The sequence below is a fragment of the Enterococcus sp. AZ194 genome, assembly GCF_051713825.1.
In the GTDB taxonomy this organism is placed as follows: Bacteria; Bacillota; Bacilli; order Lactobacillales; family Enterococcaceae; genus Enterococcus_K.
In genome coordinates this window covers 729,845-748,621 of the sequence record NZ_JBIOQR010000001.1, presented here as the reverse complement: position 1 = coordinate 748,621, position 18,777 = coordinate 729,845, and the positions used below count along the sequence as shown (strand labels likewise).

Annotated in this window: 20 protein-coding genes; 5 read left to right on the top strand and 15 right to left on the bottom strand. The window is 37.0% G+C overall.

Annotated features, from left to right (window positions below):
- Nucleotides 1-165: 165 nt before the first annotated feature.
- The 5 genes from IGI37_RS03585 to IGI37_RS03565 form a co-directional block, all read right to left on the bottom strand.
- Nucleotides 166-780 carry a hypothetical protein gene (locus tag IGI37_RS03585; RefSeq protein WP_438760050.1) on the bottom strand — a complete coding sequence of 205 codons (615 nt, stop codon included), beginning with the start codon at nucleotides 778-780 and terminating at the stop codon, nucleotides 166-168.
- Nucleotides 781-836: 56 nt separating this feature from the next.
- On the bottom strand, nucleotides 837-1,064 hold the full coding sequence (locus tag IGI37_RS03580; RefSeq protein ID WP_438760049.1) for a hypothetical protein: 228 nt from the start codon (nucleotides 1,062-1,064) through the stop codon (nucleotides 837-839).
- Nucleotides 1,065-1,302: 238 nt separating this feature from the next.
- Nucleotides 1,303-1,527: a lipoprotein gene (locus IGI37_RS03575; RefSeq protein ID WP_438760048.1), complete on the bottom strand. Its 225-nt coding sequence runs from the start codon at nucleotides 1,525-1,527 to the stop codon at nucleotides 1,303-1,305.
- A 95-nt stretch (nucleotides 1,528-1,622) separates the two neighbouring features.
- Nucleotides 1,623-2,345 (bottom strand): LytR/AlgR family response regulator transcription factor, encoded by a 723-nt coding sequence (locus IGI37_RS03570; protein WP_438760047.1) that lies wholly within the window; start codon nucleotides 2,343-2,345, stop codon nucleotides 1,623-1,625.
- Nucleotides 2,346-3,647, bottom strand: a complete 1,302-nt coding sequence (locus IGI37_RS03565) for a sensor histidine kinase (RefSeq protein WP_438760046.1) — start codon at nucleotides 3,645-3,647, stop codon at nucleotides 2,346-2,348.
- Between the two features lie 147 nt (nucleotides 3,648-3,794).
- On the opposite strand from IGI37_RS03565, the gene IGI37_RS03560 reads away from it, so the two are divergent.
- The 3 genes from IGI37_RS03560 (at nucleotide 3,795) to IGI37_RS03550 (ending at nucleotide 5,186) form a co-directional block, all read left to right on the top strand.
- Nucleotides 3,795-4,673, top strand: coding sequence for a hypothetical protein (locus IGI37_RS03560; RefSeq protein WP_438760045.1), 879 nt, complete (start codon nucleotides 3,795-3,797; stop codon nucleotides 4,671-4,673).
- Between the two features lie 5 nt (nucleotides 4,674-4,678).
- Complete coding sequence (locus IGI37_RS03555; protein WP_438760044.1) at nucleotides 4,679-4,942, top strand: hypothetical protein; 264 nt, start codon at nucleotides 4,679-4,681, stop codon at nucleotides 4,940-4,942.
- Between the two features lie 64 nt (nucleotides 4,943-5,006).
- Entirely contained in the window at nucleotides 5,007-5,186 is a 180-nt protein-coding gene (locus IGI37_RS03550; protein WP_438760043.1) for a hypothetical protein, read from the top strand.
- Between the two features lie 94 nt (nucleotides 5,187-5,280).
- Here IGI37_RS03550 and metG read toward each other — a convergent pair whose 3' ends face one another.
- Both metG and IGI37_RS03540 read right to left on the bottom strand, forming a co-directional pair.
- Nucleotides 5,281-7,311, bottom strand: a complete 2,031-nt coding sequence (metG, locus tag IGI37_RS03545; RefSeq protein WP_438763573.1) for a methionine--tRNA ligase — start codon at nucleotides 7,309-7,311, stop codon at nucleotides 5,281-5,283.
- Nucleotides 7,312-7,415: 104 nt separating this feature from the next.
- Complete coding sequence (locus IGI37_RS03540) at nucleotides 7,416-8,789, bottom strand: class II fumarate hydratase (RefSeq protein ID WP_438760042.1); 1,374 nt, start codon at nucleotides 8,787-8,789, stop codon at nucleotides 7,416-7,418.
- Between the two features lie 145 nt (nucleotides 8,790-8,934).
- Here IGI37_RS03540 and IGI37_RS03535 point away from each other — a divergent pair, with 145 nt between their 5' ends.
- Both IGI37_RS03535 and IGI37_RS03530 read left to right on the top strand, forming a co-directional pair.
- Nucleotides 8,935-9,219: a hypothetical protein gene (locus IGI37_RS03535; protein ID WP_438760041.1), complete on the top strand. Its 285-nt coding sequence runs from the start codon at nucleotides 8,935-8,937 to the stop codon at nucleotides 9,217-9,219.
- A 100-nt stretch (nucleotides 9,220-9,319) separates the two neighbouring features.
- Nucleotides 9,320-10,156 (top strand): NUDIX domain-containing protein, encoded by an 837-nt coding sequence (locus IGI37_RS03530; RefSeq protein WP_438760040.1) that lies wholly within the window; start codon nucleotides 9,320-9,322, stop codon nucleotides 10,154-10,156.
- A gap of 113 nt (nucleotides 10,157-10,269) precedes the next feature.
- On the opposite strand, the gene IGI37_RS03525 is transcribed toward IGI37_RS03530, so the two are convergent.
- The 8 genes from IGI37_RS03525 to IGI37_RS03490 form a co-directional block, all read right to left on the bottom strand.
- Entirely contained in the window at nucleotides 10,270-11,406 is a 1,137-nt protein-coding gene (locus IGI37_RS03525; protein ID WP_438760039.1) for an FtsX-like permease family protein, read from the bottom strand.
- A gap of 1 nt (nucleotide 11,407) precedes the next feature.
- Nucleotides 11,408-12,100 (bottom strand): ABC transporter ATP-binding protein, encoded by a 693-nt coding sequence (locus IGI37_RS03520; RefSeq protein ID WP_438760038.1) that lies wholly within the window; start codon nucleotides 12,098-12,100, stop codon nucleotides 11,408-11,410.
- Between the two features lie 21 nt (nucleotides 12,101-12,121).
- Nucleotides 12,122-12,685 carry a TetR/AcrR family transcriptional regulator gene (locus IGI37_RS03515; protein WP_438760037.1) on the bottom strand — a complete coding sequence of 188 codons (564 nt, stop codon included), beginning with the start codon at nucleotides 12,683-12,685 and terminating at the stop codon, nucleotides 12,122-12,124.
- A 296-nt stretch (nucleotides 12,686-12,981) separates the two neighbouring features.
- Nucleotides 12,982-14,166, bottom strand: coding sequence for an IS110 family transposase (locus IGI37_RS03510; protein ID WP_438760035.1), 1,185 nt, complete (start codon nucleotides 14,164-14,166; stop codon nucleotides 12,982-12,984).
- A gap of 403 nt (nucleotides 14,167-14,569) precedes the next feature.
- Nucleotides 14,570-15,124: an aminoglycoside N-acetyltransferase AAC(6')-Ii gene (gene aac(6') / locus IGI37_RS03505; RefSeq protein WP_438760034.1), complete on the bottom strand. Its 555-nt coding sequence runs from the start codon at nucleotides 15,122-15,124 to the stop codon at nucleotides 14,570-14,572.
- 178 nt (nucleotides 15,125-15,302) lie between these two features.
- Nucleotides 15,303-16,376, bottom strand: a complete 1,074-nt coding sequence (gene rlmN / locus IGI37_RS03500) for a 23S rRNA (adenine(2503)-C(2))-methyltransferase RlmN (RefSeq protein WP_438760033.1) — start codon at nucleotides 16,374-16,376, stop codon at nucleotides 15,303-15,305.
- A gap of 267 nt (nucleotides 16,377-16,643) precedes the next feature.
- The gene (locus IGI37_RS03495; protein WP_438760032.1) at nucleotides 16,644-17,276 is read right to left on the bottom strand and encodes a TetR/AcrR family transcriptional regulator; all 633 of its coding nucleotides are present in this window, start codon (nucleotides 17,274-17,276) and stop codon (nucleotides 16,644-16,646) included.
- Between the two features lie 184 nt (nucleotides 17,277-17,460).
- Complete coding sequence (locus IGI37_RS03490; RefSeq protein ID WP_438760031.1) at nucleotides 17,461-18,582, bottom strand: alpha/beta hydrolase family protein; 1,122 nt, start codon at nucleotides 18,580-18,582, stop codon at nucleotides 17,461-17,463.
- Nucleotides 18,583-18,777: the final 195 nt, after the last annotated feature.

Genomic DNA, 18,777 nt, shown 5'->3' with positions numbered 1-18,777 from the left:
AATCATCTCCGCTAATTGATAGTAGAAGAAATGATTTTTAGGTATTGAAATAGCACAGTAAGGCGAGCTTGCTTCCTTTTTACCGCTCTATTGCTATTCATTTTATTCATCAAAGATAGTTTTTTTCAGCCAGCTTTATCCTCTCGCGAAACTCTTGACTTGGCGTTACTGGACCAAACCTTGTTCTTCTAGCACAGACCCATATGTCGCCATACTTCCCACGTAAACATCTGATAATTCCTTCTTATTAGAAGCTTCTGCCACCACTTTAGAGATTTCTGCTCGGTTTGTTTGGAATTCTTCTTGCGCTAAAAGGACTTCCAGATACTCAATAGTAAAGTCAAACTCCGTCGTTTTTTCAGAGAGTTTAGTTGTTTTCTCTTGATAAAGCTTAGTTAAGACTACGGCGGAATCCTTTCTTGAAAGAAGCTCCTCTAAGCCGTTATATCTCGCTCTAACCGCCTGCATTCCCTCATGTAAAGAATTAAATGTGTAGATATCCATTAAATAAGGATATGCCAATACAAGCTCTGCTAATTCTTCTGTAGACAATTCAGCAAGCTCCTTTTCGGTCAATTGATAAGGCTCTCTCAACTCATCCACCGTCGCATCTCCATCCGTTAATTCTGCCTCTGTAAATACAGGCGTCTGTTCAAGGAGATCCTCATATTTGTTTTTCTTTGACTGAAACAATCCGGAAACTTCCTGCGCATTGACAACTACTACTCCGAGAAGTAACGTACCTGCCAAAATCCCCGCCATCAAAAATTTTTTACTCATACACTATCGCCTCTTTCTTTTTTGCCAACAAATACTTGCCCACACTTTATTTCCTTTTATTCCCTTATGAATTTTTTTATGTACTTTATAAATAACACAACGAATGGATATACGATAAACCCGATTGGAATAAGTAGTATGTTCGTTTCAAAAAAAATAGATTCACTTACGATACCGTTTATCACACCACCATTGATGAGTAGCCAATAACCGCGACTAAGAATTTGTAATACAAAGATCATAACTAACCCAATAATTGCCGGAATAAAATTCTTATTTTTCATGATTTCTCATCTCCCATACTAGTTTTGTTAAACTTATATCTACTCAATGACCTTTCGTTTTGACTATTGCCTCATAAGTTCGACTAAGCGTCTTCCCCGAGTAAAAGCTTCATTAAACAAATAATCAAACTACCTGTGATAAATGTATAAACGATTGGAGAGACTTTTGGAAAAATATTGGCATAAGAAAGAAGACACAAGGTATGGTCAATAAACCGACTAACAGTCTATTTTTTGTTTAAATATAGTAACCCATATAACCATTTTTGACTTTTTGTGTTCTTATTAATCTAAGGCCTTTATGCTTTTTAGGAGGTTTAGAAGCAAACCAATACCTCTCAGTAATAGACACAGGTGTCACTCCTATTGGCTGTTCGTTGCTTTTTTCTTCCGCACGAACTATACTTCCCCCACATGATGCGACAGTAACTACTATACTCAAATAGACTAACATTTTTTTCATGTAACCCCTCCTCGTAAGAATTAAGTTAAGGATAACAGAAAAATCGACCAATCTATCAAAAATTTCCTAAACGACACCAATCCATGCCTTAACGTTTATTTCAGTAGTCTGAATTTCCGAGCAGAGGCCAAACAAGTTTCTCCATTTGACATCACCACTTCGCGATTTTTTCGATCAATTGTCACAATGTTTTCCTTATTCACAAGGTACGATTTATGTATACGAACCAACGAGCTAGATAACTCTTCCAACTCACCCAAACTACTATAAAAATCGATTCGACTATTTGTCATATGTAGACGTACCTTGTGCGAGGCTTCGATTGTTTCAAAGAATAGGACATCTTTTAAAGGAAAAATTCTAACTTGATTGTTAATTTTTAACTTGATGCGCGCCTCTTCTTGTATTGTTTCTGATAGGTAATATTCGTAAACTCGAAACAGGCAATTATGAATCCGTTGTTGCAGGCTTTCTAGTTGATCCTTGATGATATAGTCCATCGCTTCAACTTTATAGGTAAAAGTTAAAAGCATCAGTTCACTATGTGTGGTCACAAAAATAATTCGACTATAAATATCCTTTTTTCTAATCTCAGCGCCCAATTGAATGCCGTTCATTGATTGCTCAAGGTCTATATCTAGGAAATAAACACCTTTATTCACTTCCTGTTTATCCATATAGTCTAAAATTTCATAGGGATCATGGGTCGATAGAGCGAGTGTCATATCATATTCTTCAAACATAATATAGTTTCTAACAATCCCCTCTATACGTACCCGTTGAATAGGATCATCTTCACAAATAAATATAGGAATCATTTAATCCACTCCTTTTGATAGAATTATTTTTTGAATAAAGGCCTCAGCAGTTACTTCTGTTTCAATCGTCAAATTCTTTTCTCTTTGACTTAATTCAGCCAGATTAGCGAGCCCTAATCCTCTGTTCTCTCCTTTTGTTGAATATCCTTTAACAGCTAATATATGTAATGGTTGAATCGTATCTCTTATAGAATTTTTGATAATAAATAAATATTCGTCCCCTCTATCAAATAAGCCAACCTCGAGTTTTCCCTCACCTAAGTACAGCACTTCCTCTATGCTATTATCCAAGATGATTCCTAGTACGCGAATAAGTACAATAGAATCCACAGGGAGTTTTTTCGGAATAATATCGGGTACTTCAATCTGAACAGAGATTTCATTTTGTTTGGCAGATAAGAGCTTCACAGCAAGGATACTTTTGACTTCATCAGATTGAATATTCATCAGCTCTTGAATAGAAAAGGTCCCTATATCCAACGATTCCTGTGTCGGCTGAATCGTATCTTTGTAATAGGTTGCTAGTTGTTCCATATCATTTAACTGAATAAAATAATCGAGTGAAGAAAGAATATTCACATAGTCATGACGAAATTTTCTTAACTCATTGTATTGATTAGTCGTTTCCTTAGCGTACTCATTCATGTATTTAACTTCCAACTTTTGTTTTTCCACCTCTAAGGTTAGCTTTTGACTTGTAAAAGTTGATTGAATATAGAAATAAATTAATATGGAGAAAGCCAATAAAGTGACGATACTTAGCACATTCAATCGGTCATCTCCCCAATAAAAAACATAAATTTTGTAAATTAGCCATAAGACATATGTAATTACGAAAGAGATAGCGATACTTTTCTCGTTATTATTAAATTGTACCCGTGGAATCAACCATTTTTTAACTAGTAGGCTAATGATATAGATTGCCAGATAAAGAATAATTTCCGATAACGTTAAAGCAATAGGAATCGACAAATGAGCATCCAATAAGTAGTCCACAAATTTCGAGTTAGCGAGAGCCAATATATGTGAAATTAAAAAGGGAGTTAAGACAATAATTGTTGATAAATACACATTTCTTTCTTTTTGAGTTAAGACAGTTAGTAAAAACAGAAAGAAAAAGAAGAATAATTCGCTTACAAACGAATAAAGGCTAGGCATTATTCCAGTAAGAACAACCATCAATAATAGTAGTAACCGATTTTTTTGCCTCTTTAAGATTGTTTTGTTCAAAATTAAATAAGAAAAAACAAGATTTAATAAGTTTGAATAGTGTATGTAAAAAAAGAAAAAAACTTGACTCACCTCCAACGTTCAGGAATGCCTATACGTTTCTTTTCTATTTATTTTTGACATTTAGGATAGTTTTTGTAGAGATTAGGAACTAAATGGTTTTTAATAACCGTTCCATTTTATCATAAGTATAACAAATAAATGGAAGAAGGGGTTTAAATGAAAAAGAAATTATTTAAAAGGGCAATATTATTACTCAGCCTGAGTATGCTTAGCTCAGCAAGTATCCCTGTATTTACTTATGCTAATGAACTTGAATCACAAAAAGAAGTAGAAGAAGTATATCTAGAAGATATACAAGAACATGCTAACTTTCCCGTAATCCTAGATGAAAATCTTAATATTGACTCGATTACTGACTTTATTTCTGAACAAGTAGTTGAAGATAAAAATATTGAATTTACTGATGATGGAGTCTTGATTGATGGAAAATTCTATACTCCAGACGAATTTGATAAAATTTTGGAAACCATGGAAGATCCTACTGAAGTCGAAATTAAATTAACTGAAAACCCAAATCCTCAAACTAGAGCTTTTTACATCCCTGCAATTGGTTATGCTACAACTTGGATTTATGCAGTGCCTGGGGTTGGTCAAGTAGCAGTGGTGGCAACAGCTACAGTAGCTGCTGCTTATGGAAGCTATATATTTGGCAGAGCTGTTATAAAATCTGGTCATTGGGCTTACACTAAAGTTAGAAAACACGTTAACGCTCGAACAAGACCTAAAAAGAAATCAACTACGACTTATAATTATCAAAAATCCGTTTCAAAAAAAGACTATATTGCTTATAAATTCAAGATTTCAAATAAAATCTTAGATGGAAATGGTAATGTTGTGATTGGGGATTTCAGAGATAAATACGGTAAGCCACCTAGAAATACTGATGGGAAATCAAGTAAAAGGTTCAAAAATATCAGAAATGGCCGATATGACATTCAAAAAGACAAAACAACTCATAAAGGACGTTACAAATTGAACAGAGATGGCAAGAGAGTTGGAACAGTAGATGGTGATGGTAGAATCACGGGAGATTAGTTAAATTGAAAGGAATTTTTATTATGAAATTAAAATACGATTGGACTCTCTCTTCTGATGATGAAATGAAAATCAAATTATTTATAAACAGTGAAAATTGTCATGAGTTTGTCATCAGAGATCAGAATGATAGTGGCGCTTTATGCTCATTTATAATATCTAATACTAGTTTTGAAATACAAGAATTATCATGGGCTATTGCTCTCACTATTGATTGGAAAGAGAAAACTATATATTTAAAGGGTACTGACGAAAATAAAAATGAGTAACATCCTGATATCAAAGACATGAGTGTTAGTCTACAGAGCTAAACTATTTGTAATGGAGGCAATCATGAAAAAGTATGGGGCTACTCTTATCATTATTTCGTTGATTATTTTACTTGTTTTACCTAGAATGATATTCCCAGATAGTGAGGAAATTGATCCAACAGGGTTAGTTAACACGATTCGTTTTACAGCAATGGCTCTAATTATTTCAGCGGTTGGAATCAAGTTACTCTTTAAAGAATAAACTCTCCCTCTGAAAAGCAAAAAATAGTTCTCTACTCAAAAAAAGCTGAGTCCCTTCATTTGGGACTCAGCTTTTTAATTACTCTATCGTTAATCTAAGCAATGATTGAACCGTTTGGCATCCCTTTTGGTGCGTCCACGATTTCAAGTTTCCCTTCTGCAGACTCTGCTGAAAGAATCATTCCTTGACTAATTTGACCACGCATCTTACGTGGTTTTAAGTTCGCCACGATGACAACTTTTTTCCCAATTAAGGCACTTGGGTCTGGATAAAATTCTGCTACTCCTGACAAAATTTGGCGGTCTTGATTATCACCCGCATCCAATCGGAATTGAAGTAACTTATCTGCGCCTTTCACTTTTTGACAGTCCATAACCTCTGCCACCTTCAATTCAACCTTATCGAAGTCTTCGTATTTAATTTCTTTTTCTTTTACAGAAACTAATTCGGTTTCTTCTGGATCCCACTTGACTTGTGCTACTGAGTTGCCCGCACCTTCAGCCATTTTCTTTTGGATATAGGCAACCTCCGTTTCTAATTCAAGTCGAGGGAAGATTGGTGTTCCTTTTGCTGTCACTTTTGTATCACTAGGGAATTCCCCAAAGTGTAACCCTTGAAGACTCATTTCTTCTGGGTTTAAGCCTAGTTGATTGAAGATTTTGGCTGGCGTTTCTGTCATGATTGGCTGTAAAAGAATTGCGACAATTCGCAAACTTTCTGCCAAATGAATCATCACACTGTCCAACTCATTCTTTTTCTCTTCCTCTTTTGCAAGAACCCAAGGCTGAGTTTCATCAATGTATTTATTGGCACGAGAAACTAGATTCCAAATCTCAGATAAAGCAATACTAAACTCCATTTTATCCATTGCTTCATGATAACGACCAACCACATTGGCTGCCGTTGTAGATAACTCGCTATCAAACGGTGTCACTAATGAAGCATATTTAGGCACATAACCATCACAATACTTGTTGATCATCGCAACAGTTCGGTTCAATAAGTTCCCTAAGTCGTTCGCCAAATCATAGTTTACACGAGCGGCAAAATCTTCTGGTGTAAAGATTCCATCGCTACCAAATGGAACCGCACGTAATAAATAATAACGTAACGCATCCAAGCCATAACGCTCAACAAGCATCTCAGGATAGACCGTATTCCCTTTTGATTTAGACATTTTGCCGTCTTTCATCAATAACCAGCCATGTCCATAAATTTTCTTCGGTAATGGGACATCTAACGCCATCAACATAATTGGCCAATAAATCGTGTGGAAACGAACGATTTCTTTTCCGACCATTTGAACATCTGCAGGCCAATATTTTTGGAATAACGTATCATCATCAGAGCCATAACCTAACGCTGTAATATAATTAGATAAGGCGTCAATCCAAACGTAAACCACGTGTTTTGGATCGTTGGTTACTGGAATTCCCCAGCTAAAGGTCGTTCTTGAAACGGCCAAATCTTCTAAGCCTGGCTTAATGAAATTATTAATCATTTCATTTTTGCGTGACTCAGGTTGAATAAATTCTGGATGCTCATTGTAATAATCAAGCAAACGATCTGCATATTTGCTCATCCGGAAGAAATAAGATTCTTCTTTCACTAATTCTACTTCATGACCACTTGGCGCTCTTCCGCCGATGACCTTGCCATCTTCATCTCTGTATACTTCAGCAAGCTGAGTTTCCGTGAAAAATTCCTCATCAGAAACAGAATACCAACCTTCGTACTCGCCTAGATAGATGTCCCCTTGTTCTAGCAAACGATTAAAGATTTTTTGAACCGCTTCTTTATGATAGTCATCCGTTGTACGAATAAATTTGTCATAACTAATATCTAATGTTTTCCATAACTTCTTCACATCGGCCGCCATTTTATCCACGTACTCTTGTGGTTTGACCCCTAGTGATTCCGCTTTCGTTTCAATTTTTTGTCCGTGTTCATCAACCCCAGTTAAATAAAACACATCAAACCCCATTAATCGTTTGTAACGGGCCACTGCATCACAGGCAATCGTTGTATAAGAATTCCCAATATGCAGTTTGCCGCTTGGGTAATAAATTGGCGTAGTAATATAAAAAGTTCCTTTTTCAGCCATATTTGATTTATCCTCCTTTATCGCAATCTGCGAATTCGTTTCCTTGCTAGTATACCATAAATTTTTATTTTATTTCGTCATTTTTCTTAATTTATACAACATTTGAAACGAATATCCTCAGCAAATTAGGCGTTTTCACCCAACATTCGTTCTGGTTTTACCCAACTATCATATTCTTTTTCTGTCACATATCCTAAATCTAAGGACGCTTGTTTTAATGTCAATTTCTCGTTAAATGCGTGTTTGGCGATTTCAGCCCCTTTGTCATACCCAATGTGTGCATTTAGAGCCGTCACTAACATCAAGGATTGATTCACGTACTCGGCCATCTTTTCTTCATTAACTGTCAAACCACGCAGACATTTCTCTTCAAATGAAGCCAAACTATCTGTCAGTAGCTCAATACTTTGTAACAAATTATATGCCAGCAGTGGCATATACACATTCAGCTCAAAATTCCCTTGAGAAGCAGCAATCCCAATAGCCGTATCATTTCCCATAACTTGGACCGCAACCATTGTCAGTGCTTCACATTGCGTAGGATTGACCTTGCCTGGCATGATTGAGCTTCCTGGTTCATTGGCAGGTAAGGTAATCTCGCCAAAGCCACTTCTTGGGCCACTCGCCAACCAACGAACATCATTAGCCATCTTCATGCTATTGGCCGCTAAAGCTTTTAAGGCGCCACTCAAAAATACAAGCGCATCTTTATTCGCTAAGCCATAAAACTTATTGTCTAACTCGACAAATTCAAGACCCGTCTTTTTGTTTAACTGTTGCATAAACGCAGAAACATACGAAGAAGACGCATTTAACCCGGTTCCTACAGCTGTCCCACCAATCGGTAGTTGCTTCACTTCAGTCAAGGTTAGCTCAATCATTTGTTTTGTATGCTGTAAGCTTGCTCGCCACCCACTAACTTCTTGGGCAAATGTAATCGGCGTCGCATCTTGCAAATGTGTTCGACCTATTTTGATGGTTTTTTGATAAGTCTCCTCTAGCTTCTCCAATTGTTCACTCACTCGCTCAATCGTTGGTAACAAACGGTTCGTCACTGATGTCACAGCCGCAATCTGAATTGCTGTCGGAAAGACATCGTTTGAACTTTGCGAACAGTTCACGTCATCATTTGGGTGAATCGCTAGCTTTTGACCCGCATGATGAGCAATCACTTCATTAGCATTCATATTGGTTTGCGTGCCACTTCCGGTTTGCCAAACAGACAACGGAAAATGAGTCATTAGCGTTTCTGGATGATCTAATAATTTTTGTGCCGCTTCATAAATCGCCTGACTTTTTTCAAGAGATAATTTTTCTACTTCTTGGTTCGCCACAGCGGCAGTTTGTTTGACCAAAACTAAGGCTTCAATCAACGCTATTGGCATTTTTTCTTGACCAATCACAAAATTTTCTTTACTTCTTTGCGTTTGGGGACCCCAGAGAGCCTCTATTGGCACTTGAATTTCTCCCATCGAATCTTTTTCCGTACGATATGTCATGCGTTTTCCTCCTGTTTTTTTGCTTGTATTAACTATACTTGATTCCCAGCGTCTGCTCAAATAGTTTCTCAAGAAAAATATTCTCATGGTATAATAGATAAATAGGCCAATTTTATTTGGAACGTTAACAGGAGGATCTATCTCTATGAAGAAAAAAACAATGCTTTTACTTGGCTGTATCGCCTTTTTTTCTCTAATTCATCTAGGGCTCTGCTTTTTTTATCCGCAGATGTATGCTTATTTTTCAGGTCAAGAACAGCTCACAGTCTTTTTAACCTCACTTCGAATCTTTCGCTGGTTACTCTACTGTGCCGTTATTTTAGCGGGGCTGTACACTTTACAAAAAAAAGAAACAAAAGTGGTACCCGCCTACCTATTATTTTTCCTATTTAATTTACTCTTACCCAACATTTTTTCTAGCATCTATTAGGTTTTATTTCTAAATATGCTACTTTAATGCTTGGTTTTTTTACAACGCATGATACAATGAATGTATTCTGTACAAATTAATGAATGAGAGGTGTTCCAGATTGGAATTTCGTTCTAAATCAGAAGAAAAGCTTTACTTTGAACAAACAGCCAGTGAAGCTGAATTCCTAGAATGGTACCACAAACAAGAATTACCTGAATATGAGAAACCTTCTTTAACCGTCGATATCGTTTTGATGTGTTACAACAAGGAAGAAGATCAATTAAAAATCCTATTAATCAAAAGAAAAGGCCATCCTTACCGCAACTCTTGGGCCCTTCCTGGTGGGTTCGTTCAACGAAACGAATCGACAGGTGAAAGTGTTCTTCGAGAAACAACTGAAGAAACAGGTGTCGTCATTTCAAAAGAAAATATTGAACAGCTACACTCGTTTAGTACGCCTAACCGCGATCCACGAGGCTGGGTCGTAACGGTCAGTTATTTAGCCTTTATTGGGGAAGAACCTTTAATCGCAGGTGACGACGCCAAAGAAGTTCGTTGGTTTTCTATGGAGCGTCAAGCTAACCAAATTCATTTAACAAGCGGCGACGTGGAGATTATTTTAGATTTAAAAACAGGTCTATCTACTGGGAAAGACACGTTAGCCTTTGACCACAGTGAGATTATCTTAAAAGCCTTTAATCGTGTGTCCGATAAAATGGAACATGAACCTCAAGTCCTTCAAGTATTAGGAAAAGATTTCACCATTACAGAAGCACGAAAGGTTTTCGCTAAGTTTCTGGGCATTGATTTTCATTCAATCGACCACTCAAACTTTAAGAAAGCCATGCTTCAATACTTCGATGAAATTGGTGAGCGACCAGTTGGCATCGGTCGTCCTTCCAAGATTTATCAGCTAAAGCCTGAAGTTACTGAAGGAAAAAACACCTATTTATAAGAAGAACTCTTTTAACATTACAGTCAAAATAAGAGCAGCCATCCCTTTTCGGATGACTGCTCTATTTTTGACTGAATAAAGAGGAGCGATTTTTTGTAACCAACTCCTATTCTTTACACAAGCATCACAGATTTTACTGATATTGATTCAATTTTTTTGGCATACAGATACATGTATGTTTCATAAATTGCTAGGAAAGCAACTAATGTTACTACACAGGCGCCTACATCAAAGGCGACTTCTGGAAAATCCTCAATTGACGTCGCAAATAATCCTGTCATCAGCTTAATGAGAACAAACTGATACACTGTTCCGATTAGAAAACCAGCCCACGCGATTGGACGATACCCATCTAACACGGCCTTACGACAAGTCGTATTGCTATATCCCATGACTTTCATAATAGAAATATCTTTCGCTCGTCCTTCAACAACCGTCGCAACAGAGATAAATAGAATAACTAAAGAAAGAATCAGTCCAATCCCTAAGATAAGTATTGCAAATAACTCATCCATCATATCACGCATATTCAAAGTCATCTGAATCATTGTTGCAAAGCAGAAAGCACTAAACCCAATAAAAAACACAAGACTTTTTCTAGAAGCTAACATTGTTCTTTTTAATTCAGTTAAAAATGAACGCTCTTTCAAGCGGACTCGTTTATGTTTAATTTGTTTGGGCATCTCCTTAAGTAATTGCATCGTTGTTTTTTGTAGCTTGAAACTTGCATAAACAACTGAAAATAAGCCGAAAACGACTGTTGGCACTAGAATTAGAAATACTGGAACTGCAATATGTAAGGTTGGTGTAAATTCAATCAGTTCACTAATTTCTGCATTCATCACTTTATAAAACTGAGGTAAAAATAAGTACGCCACTAGAAAACCAAAGCTACTCCCAAAAAGAACACTGATACTGAAAAACCAAAACTGTTTAGCAATTTTAAATGTACTATACCCTAAAGCTTTCATCATTCCTAAATATTTCTGATGTGTATCAATATACTGCTTCACATAAAAGGCTAGCATAATCATGGAGGTCAAAGATAAGCAGATACCGCTTGTCCAACAAATCATATCAGCAACTGCTATCTGTGCTTCATATAAGGTGACAAGCCTCGAATCTTTAATATTTTCTAAATTAATGCCAGAATCAATCCGATAGCTAATAAATAAGGTGCAGACAAACACTGCACAAAAAATAATTAATGATACAGCAAATAATTTTTTTAGAGTTTTCTTTTGAATCATCTTACCACCCAATTTCGTACGCATTTTTTTTCGTTGAATTCTGTGTAATAGTCTTAATCTCTCCGCTATTCACTTCAACTACCGTATCAGCCATTTCCGCGATATTCAAATTATGTGTGACCATAATCATCGTTAAATTCATTTCTTCTTGAAGCTTAGCAAGGTAATCCAACACGCTTCGCCCAGTTGTTTCATCTAACGCCCCTGTTGGTTCATCTAAAAATAAGATTTCTGGTTTTTTAGCTAAAGCTCTAGCAATTGAAACTCTCTGTTGTTCTCCACCGCTGAGTGCACTAGGATATTTTTTTAATTTGTCTTTTAAGCCGACTGCCTCTACTATATTGAGATACTCTTTATTATTGGCAAGCTCCGCACCCATTTTGATATTCATCTCAACAGTTAACTCTGGCAGTAAATAATATTGTTGAAAAACAAAACCTGTCGTTTCTTTTCGGAAAAGCGTTCGTTCTTTTTCGCTCATCTTTGACAAATCTTGGCTTCCTACAGACAAACGCCCTTCATCAATCTGTTCTAATCCAGATAATAAATTTAATAAGGTCGATTTTCCTGAACCGGAAGGGCCTAAAATAACGGTGAATGTTCCTTTTGAAATGGTTAATGAGACATCCTTTACCACTTTCGTTAATTGTTCACCTGTACTAAAAGACTTGTGTATATTTTTTGCATTAATCATTAATTCTCCCCAACCTTCTCTTTATTTAATTTGATGCACAGCTCCTAAAAAAACATCTGCCATCATTCCTCCAACTTCTGTCGGCTCAAATGCATGAACACCTGTCGCGTACAGTGTTGCAATCCCGTGAGTAAACACCCATAAGATCATATATAGTCGGTAGGCTTTTTCATCTGAAAATCCATAACTTTCAGAAATTGATTGTAAAATCTTCTGACTATTTTCATCAATGGAAGATAAAATGCTCACAAAACTATTTTCCAAGTTTTTTTCTGACATGAATAATAGCTGAAACATTTTCGGCTCTTCACTAGCAAATCGAATGTAAGCTTCACCAACTGCTTTAAATGCCAAATCTTGTTCTAAAGCTTCAGAGACATACCCATTGTAAAGATTTTTTGCATATTCAATTGCACTGTCTTGGACTTCTTCCATGGTATGAAAAACTGTAAAAATGGGCCTCGGGGAGCTTCCCAATTCTTCAGCTAAAGCACGAGCGGTAATCCCCGAAAGACCATCTTGTCTTAAAATCTTAACCGCTGAAGCGACAATTTCTTCTCTACTAAATTTTTGTTTTGGTGGCATATTTTTCCAATCCTCTTTTCGATTTCGTCCGTTTTAAAACAACCGTTGCATAACATCTGTATTTATAATAACGAAACTTTCCCCTATTGTCAACACCCCATATAATTTTTTTATAATGGTCACTCTAAGCTCGTTTATACTAAAGGTGGTCTCGCTTATCTCAAACAAAAACGATTGAAGGAGGCTGAGGTGGGGACAGACTTATAAAGTTTTTATACGAAAACTAAATCTGTAAAAAAACAAAAAAAAGCTACCTCCTACTAAAAGCGTAGTTAGCTAAATTGGTCTAGAACACTCTAGGAGGTAGCCGTTAGAGGGTTCTCTCTATTTTGTAAATACGTTTCTCCAAGTTCTTTATAGCGGGACTGATCGGAAAACATCCGATAAATAATACGTAGTAATAAATGAACTGTCGCAACGACCGCTTTTTTGTGACCGGCATTTCTTCTTACTCGAAAGAAAAATGCTTGAATTCGGTTCTTTTTCCCCTTTGAAACAGCTAAAGCACCTTGCGCTAAGACTTTCTTTAGATAAGAATTTCCTTTTCTTACCCGTTTACTTCGCGTTTTTCCGGCACTTTGATTATTTCCCGGACTCGCTCCCGCCCATGAAGCTAAATGTCCAGAAGTAGGGAAAACAGACATATCTATCCCAATCTCTGCCAGTACAACTGCGGCAGTTCTTCGATTGATTCCCGGTATTTCCTCTAACCGTTCCACGTATTCTTCATAAGGTGTAAGATAGTCGTTAATTGTTTCTTCGACTTCCTGAATTTGTTTTTCTAAACACTCAATTTGAGTGAGATGAAGAGCCAACATTTTACGATAATGAGGATTCATAAATCCTTCTAAGGCGTCCATTAATTGAGGAACTTTTCTGCGTAGCGTTGTATAAACAGATTTGAGAATGAGTGACTCTGTGATTGTTTTATTTTCAATTAAGACATAAAGCAAGGCGCGACCAGATTTCCCATAAATATCTTTCATCACTGAGGTCAATTTGATTCCAGCATTTTGTAAGACCATATGCCCACGATTTTTTTCTCGATTCAAGTCTTCAACTAAATGTTTGCGATAACGAGTTAAGTCTCTCAATTCTTGAATGGGTTCGGGTGGCACAAAACTCGTAGGAACGACACCTAATCGAGTCAACCGAGCAATCCATTCAGCATCTTTCATATCTGTTTTTTTCCCTGGAATGTTTTTGATATGCCGAGGGTTAGCTAGTTGTAATTCAAACTGATTTTGTAAAATGCGCCACACACATTTCCAATAGACACCCGTACTTTCCATACTAATATGAGTCACTTCATAAGAAGCCAACCAATCAGAGAGTTCAAACAGACCACGAGTCGTTGTTTCAAAACTACCAAAGGCTTTTTCTGGGCGTTTTTTTCCTTCAGTAGAACGAAGAACACAAGCAACAATAACTTTTTGATGAATATCTAATCCAGCACAACAAGAATGAAATACATCTTCCATTTTACCTTCCTCCTTGAAAAATTATCCAGAAGAGGCTATTCTACTTATAGAAACAATTTATTTTTATACGCAGGTTCTATGACCTAATGATTGGTGCAAATAAGTAGAATGATCTAGTTTGTCCCTCAAGGTTACTTGGAGCAGAACCTCAATAAGTGATCGACCTACAAGCCACTCCTGTCAATTATATTATGACAGGAAATCATTTGTAGGTCGATCATTTTCGTTTTCATTCTGTTTGGTGAGGGTGATAACCCTCATGGGTGTTTGTCCCAGCCTCTTTTTATCCGAATAAACGGTGGGTGCAGAAGCAACTCCATCTTATTTCTCGGAGTTAAACATTTCTGTCCCCACCTCAGCCTCTTCAACCGTCTTCCTATTTTTATTTCTTCATCGGCACCCATTAACTCGCGTGCTTAGTGTCTCTCTTTCCCACCGATTTAGCCATCCAAATATCCGGCTTATTCCAACCATTCACGTCTGGAAAAACGCCAACAATCTGATACCCTTGTTTTTGATAAAATTCAAATGGATGATTCTTTTTATTTTTTATCTGTTGGATTTTTTCAAGAGGATTCTCAAACAAGTCCCCTTCACTAAGTGAGGTTTGGAAATTTTCATCATCTGTTCCTAGATAGATGGTCAAGCCACCCATTGAGGCCACTTCTTTTTCTAAATATCGAACCAGACGCTCACCAATTCGATTGCCCCTCTGTGTGGAAGTAACTACTAGCGGATGCATCTCCCATCCCGTCTTGCCATATTGTGGAATCGCCCCGACAAATCCAATCAATCGATCATCTTCTAACGCGACAACCGCAATTCGATTCTCAGAAAGTAGTTCCGTCACTTCTGCTGTTGCTGTTTCTCCATATTCCTTGGGCCAAGTCAAAGCCAGTAAGTCTGCCAGTTGACTTCTCAAAGCCACACTTTCCCAATCAAATTCTGTGATTATCATCTGCTGTTGACCTCCATTTACCAATTTATTGCTCCATTGTACCAGTCTACTCATAAAAAAAGAAATAATAGGGTTTAACTGATAAAAAAAGCCAGTTCCTTGTTTATCTACTAATTTTGAGGAATCAAAAAAACTGATAAAACAAGGTTTCCCCTCTTCTTATCAGTTCTTAGTTAAACTATTTAGTTGCTTCTTTTTGTTTCTTCATTTGTTTACTACGCAATTGTCCGCAAGCCGCATCGATATCTGTTCCATGTTCTTTACGAATGACACAGTTTACGCCGTTTTTCTTTAGGATATCGTAAAATTTTAGGACATCTGCCTTATCACTACGAGAATACTGGTCATGTTCACTCACTGGATTATAGGGAATCAAATTCACGTAAGATAATTTTTTCTTATTTTTTAATAGATCTGCAAGCTGTTTTGCGTGTTCCGGACGATCATTCACTCCGTTTAACATAATATATTCAAACGTAATTCGACGATTCGTTTTCTCAATATATTCATCCACCGCTTCCATTAATTTTTCAATTGGGAAGCTACGGTTAATTCGCATGATTGATGTACGCACGTCATTATTTGGTGCATGTAATGAAATAGCCAGATTAACCTGCAGGCCGTTTTCAGCAAACTCTTTAATTTTGTTTGCCAAACCACTCGTTGAAACCGTGATATGACGAGCGCCAATCGCCAGACCTTTTGCATCATTAATAATCCGCAAAAAGCTCATTACGTTATCATAGTTATCAAATGGTTCACCAATCCCCATCACCACTACGTGAGACACTCGTTCGTCTAGCCCACGTTCATCAAAGTAATGTTGGACTAACATAATTTGTGCTACGATTTCACCGGCCGTTAAATCACGTTGTTTTTTAAGTAGCCCACTTGCACAAAAGGTACAGCCAATATTACAACCAACCTGTGTCGTTACACACACAGAAAGACCATATTCTTGGCGCATCAAAACTGTTTCAATCATATTTTTATCAGGCAATTCAAATAGATACTTGACGGTCCCATCCTTCGCCTCTTGTACAACCATTTGTTTTAATGGATTGATCACAAAATTTTCTTCCAATTTATTAATCAAGTCTTTGGATAAGTTGGTCATCTCAGAAAACTCACGCACGCGTTTTTCATAAAGCCATGCCCAAACCTGTGTTGCTCGAAATTTTTTCTCCCCATTTTCAAGAAACCAAGCGACTAATTCTTCATTTGTTAAGCCATAAATGGATTGTTTATCCAATGTTGTTACCCCTTTTCTTCACGAAAGATTCGCTACATACTATACCCGATTCTTCACCTATATGCAATAACTTCTCAATTTTTGACTAAGAAATCTTCTTAAAACAAAGAAGTTTCAGCCAACCACAAGTATACACGCATTTTATAGGCTCTTTTCTGTAATACATAACCACCTCAAAACAAACAAAACAACCACTGAGTCACATGAGGCTCGTTACAGTGGTTGTTCTGTTTGCAAAAGACAATCATTTCAAGCCGTAATTGACGACTATTCTACCGCAATTCCTCTTGAATGACACAACTCTCGATAGTCAAACTGGGTCTCTTCACTAATATACAAGCCAAGTAAGCTACAAAGTACTTCAGTAATCTGGTATTTGGGCAACAAATCATTATTGTAAGGGGCATTTTGTTGTAACCAAACCGTTGATAAACTAACAAAGGTATAGGAAAAACTCGTCATCTCGGGCATTGTAATGGATGGTTTTAACAATCCTTCTTGCTGCATATCCTCCATTCGTTTTAACACTCGATCATACAAATGCTTTTGAAATTGTTTTGTTTTGTCTGAAATATAGTCAGAATCCTTCGTAATCTCGTATAAATTTTGATAGTAAAAACTATTTTTTGATTCGTTGACTTGCGCTGTAACAAATGCATCAAGCAAATTTTCCAACAAAGCGATTCCTTTTAGATTTTCCACTAAATTTAAAGGAAACGTAGTATGTAAATCATCCAAAATCGCAATTAGCAACTCCTCTTTTTGTTTAAAATAATAAGTTAAATTGCCAATTGTTGTGTTCGCTTCTGCCGCTATGGTTCTCAAAGATACCTTATCATAACCAAACTCATTAAATAGTTTTTCTGCTACCTCTATAATTTTTTGTCTTGTATTCGTCATGCGCTTATCATTCCACTCATCTTTAATATACCTCTTTGATTCTATTATATAATAAAAACGAGCTAGAGAAATAAATACTTTCTTGATTTATTGACTCAAAAAAAGCAACTATTTTTAGCTATAGACTAGAAGACAGGTAAGTGACAGCCTACAAGTTGTCAAACAAGCAGAGAGACATGTTGGTTTAGTTCATCAACCTACTTACAATCCAGTCTGCCGCATAAGCTCTTGTTTTTTGATCTTCATTATTGCCGCAATGAACATTTCCAGGAACTTCATAATATTCTTTGTCGGCACTCGCACATTTTTGATAAATCGTTTTTGCCCCTTCAACACCTAGCACTAAATCTTCTTCAGAGTGAACCACCAAAACCGAACAAGTCACCTGATTTAACCGTGGTTCGACATTCAGTTCACGACTAATTTTTTTCGCTTCTTCTAAGTCAGTTGTATTAAATTTTGGCATAAAATGACGAAGGTAAAAATGGTCGATTCCTTCCCATTCATGCATAGTTAACTGATCCGTTTGTGAGCAACCGCCTCTACAGACCATTGCTGAAATATCTTTTGCATTGGCAGCTGCCGCACTTGTTGCAAGGTAGCCTCCATAACTCATTCCACTGAGGCCAATCTTGTCACCTAGTCGGGGGTCTTCTTTGATAAAATTGATCACTGCTTTGACTGCCCGATCATAGTTATCTGCAGTTAAAAACATCGCTTGGTTTAACAGAGGATCTCCTTGCCCTGGTCCATCAAAAATCAATGCCGCACACCCTCGTTCATAGATGGAATAAGCAATATTATAGTTTTCCTCCTTATACCCCGTTGCACCAGGAATACAGATCACCACTGGAACATCAGCAGGTGCATCATGAGGAATTAATAAATAACCTGGCATCATTTTTCCTTCAAACGGGATTTCAACGAATTCACTAGCCTCCGTCACCGAAAGCTCTTTACTTTGTCTGAAGCTACTTAATAGCTTCGAGTAAACGCGATGTTTTTCATCGGTAATCCCTCTAATTCCATAGTCACCAAGTCGGTAAAGACAAGAAGCATTAAAGAAATACTGACTTGCGGTAACCATTCTGCCTAACTTTTGATTATTGGTCGCATATTCGACAGCTCTATCGCCTAATTCTTCACAGGTGTTGACAAAATCAGCGGCCTCTTCAAACGTTAGTTTCGTAAAATCCTCAATATTTCCTTCTGTCGCATTCATCAGCTTGATAAAATCCTCTGATGCCATTCCTCCACCTAAAATCCGGCCAATATTTTGTGCTGCAGGTCTAATTCGTTTCTCCATGAGTTTCTCTCCCTTCATTTTTAGTACAGTGTACTATACTCAAATAGTACACTGTACTAAAATCGTTGTCAATCCCTTTATTCATGAATAATACTCTAAAAGTTTTCGAAAGACTCGACTTGACGCTGAATTCTGCCGACTCCAATAAATTCCCACACAAAATAAGAGTAGAACATAACCTTCTAGTTACGCCCT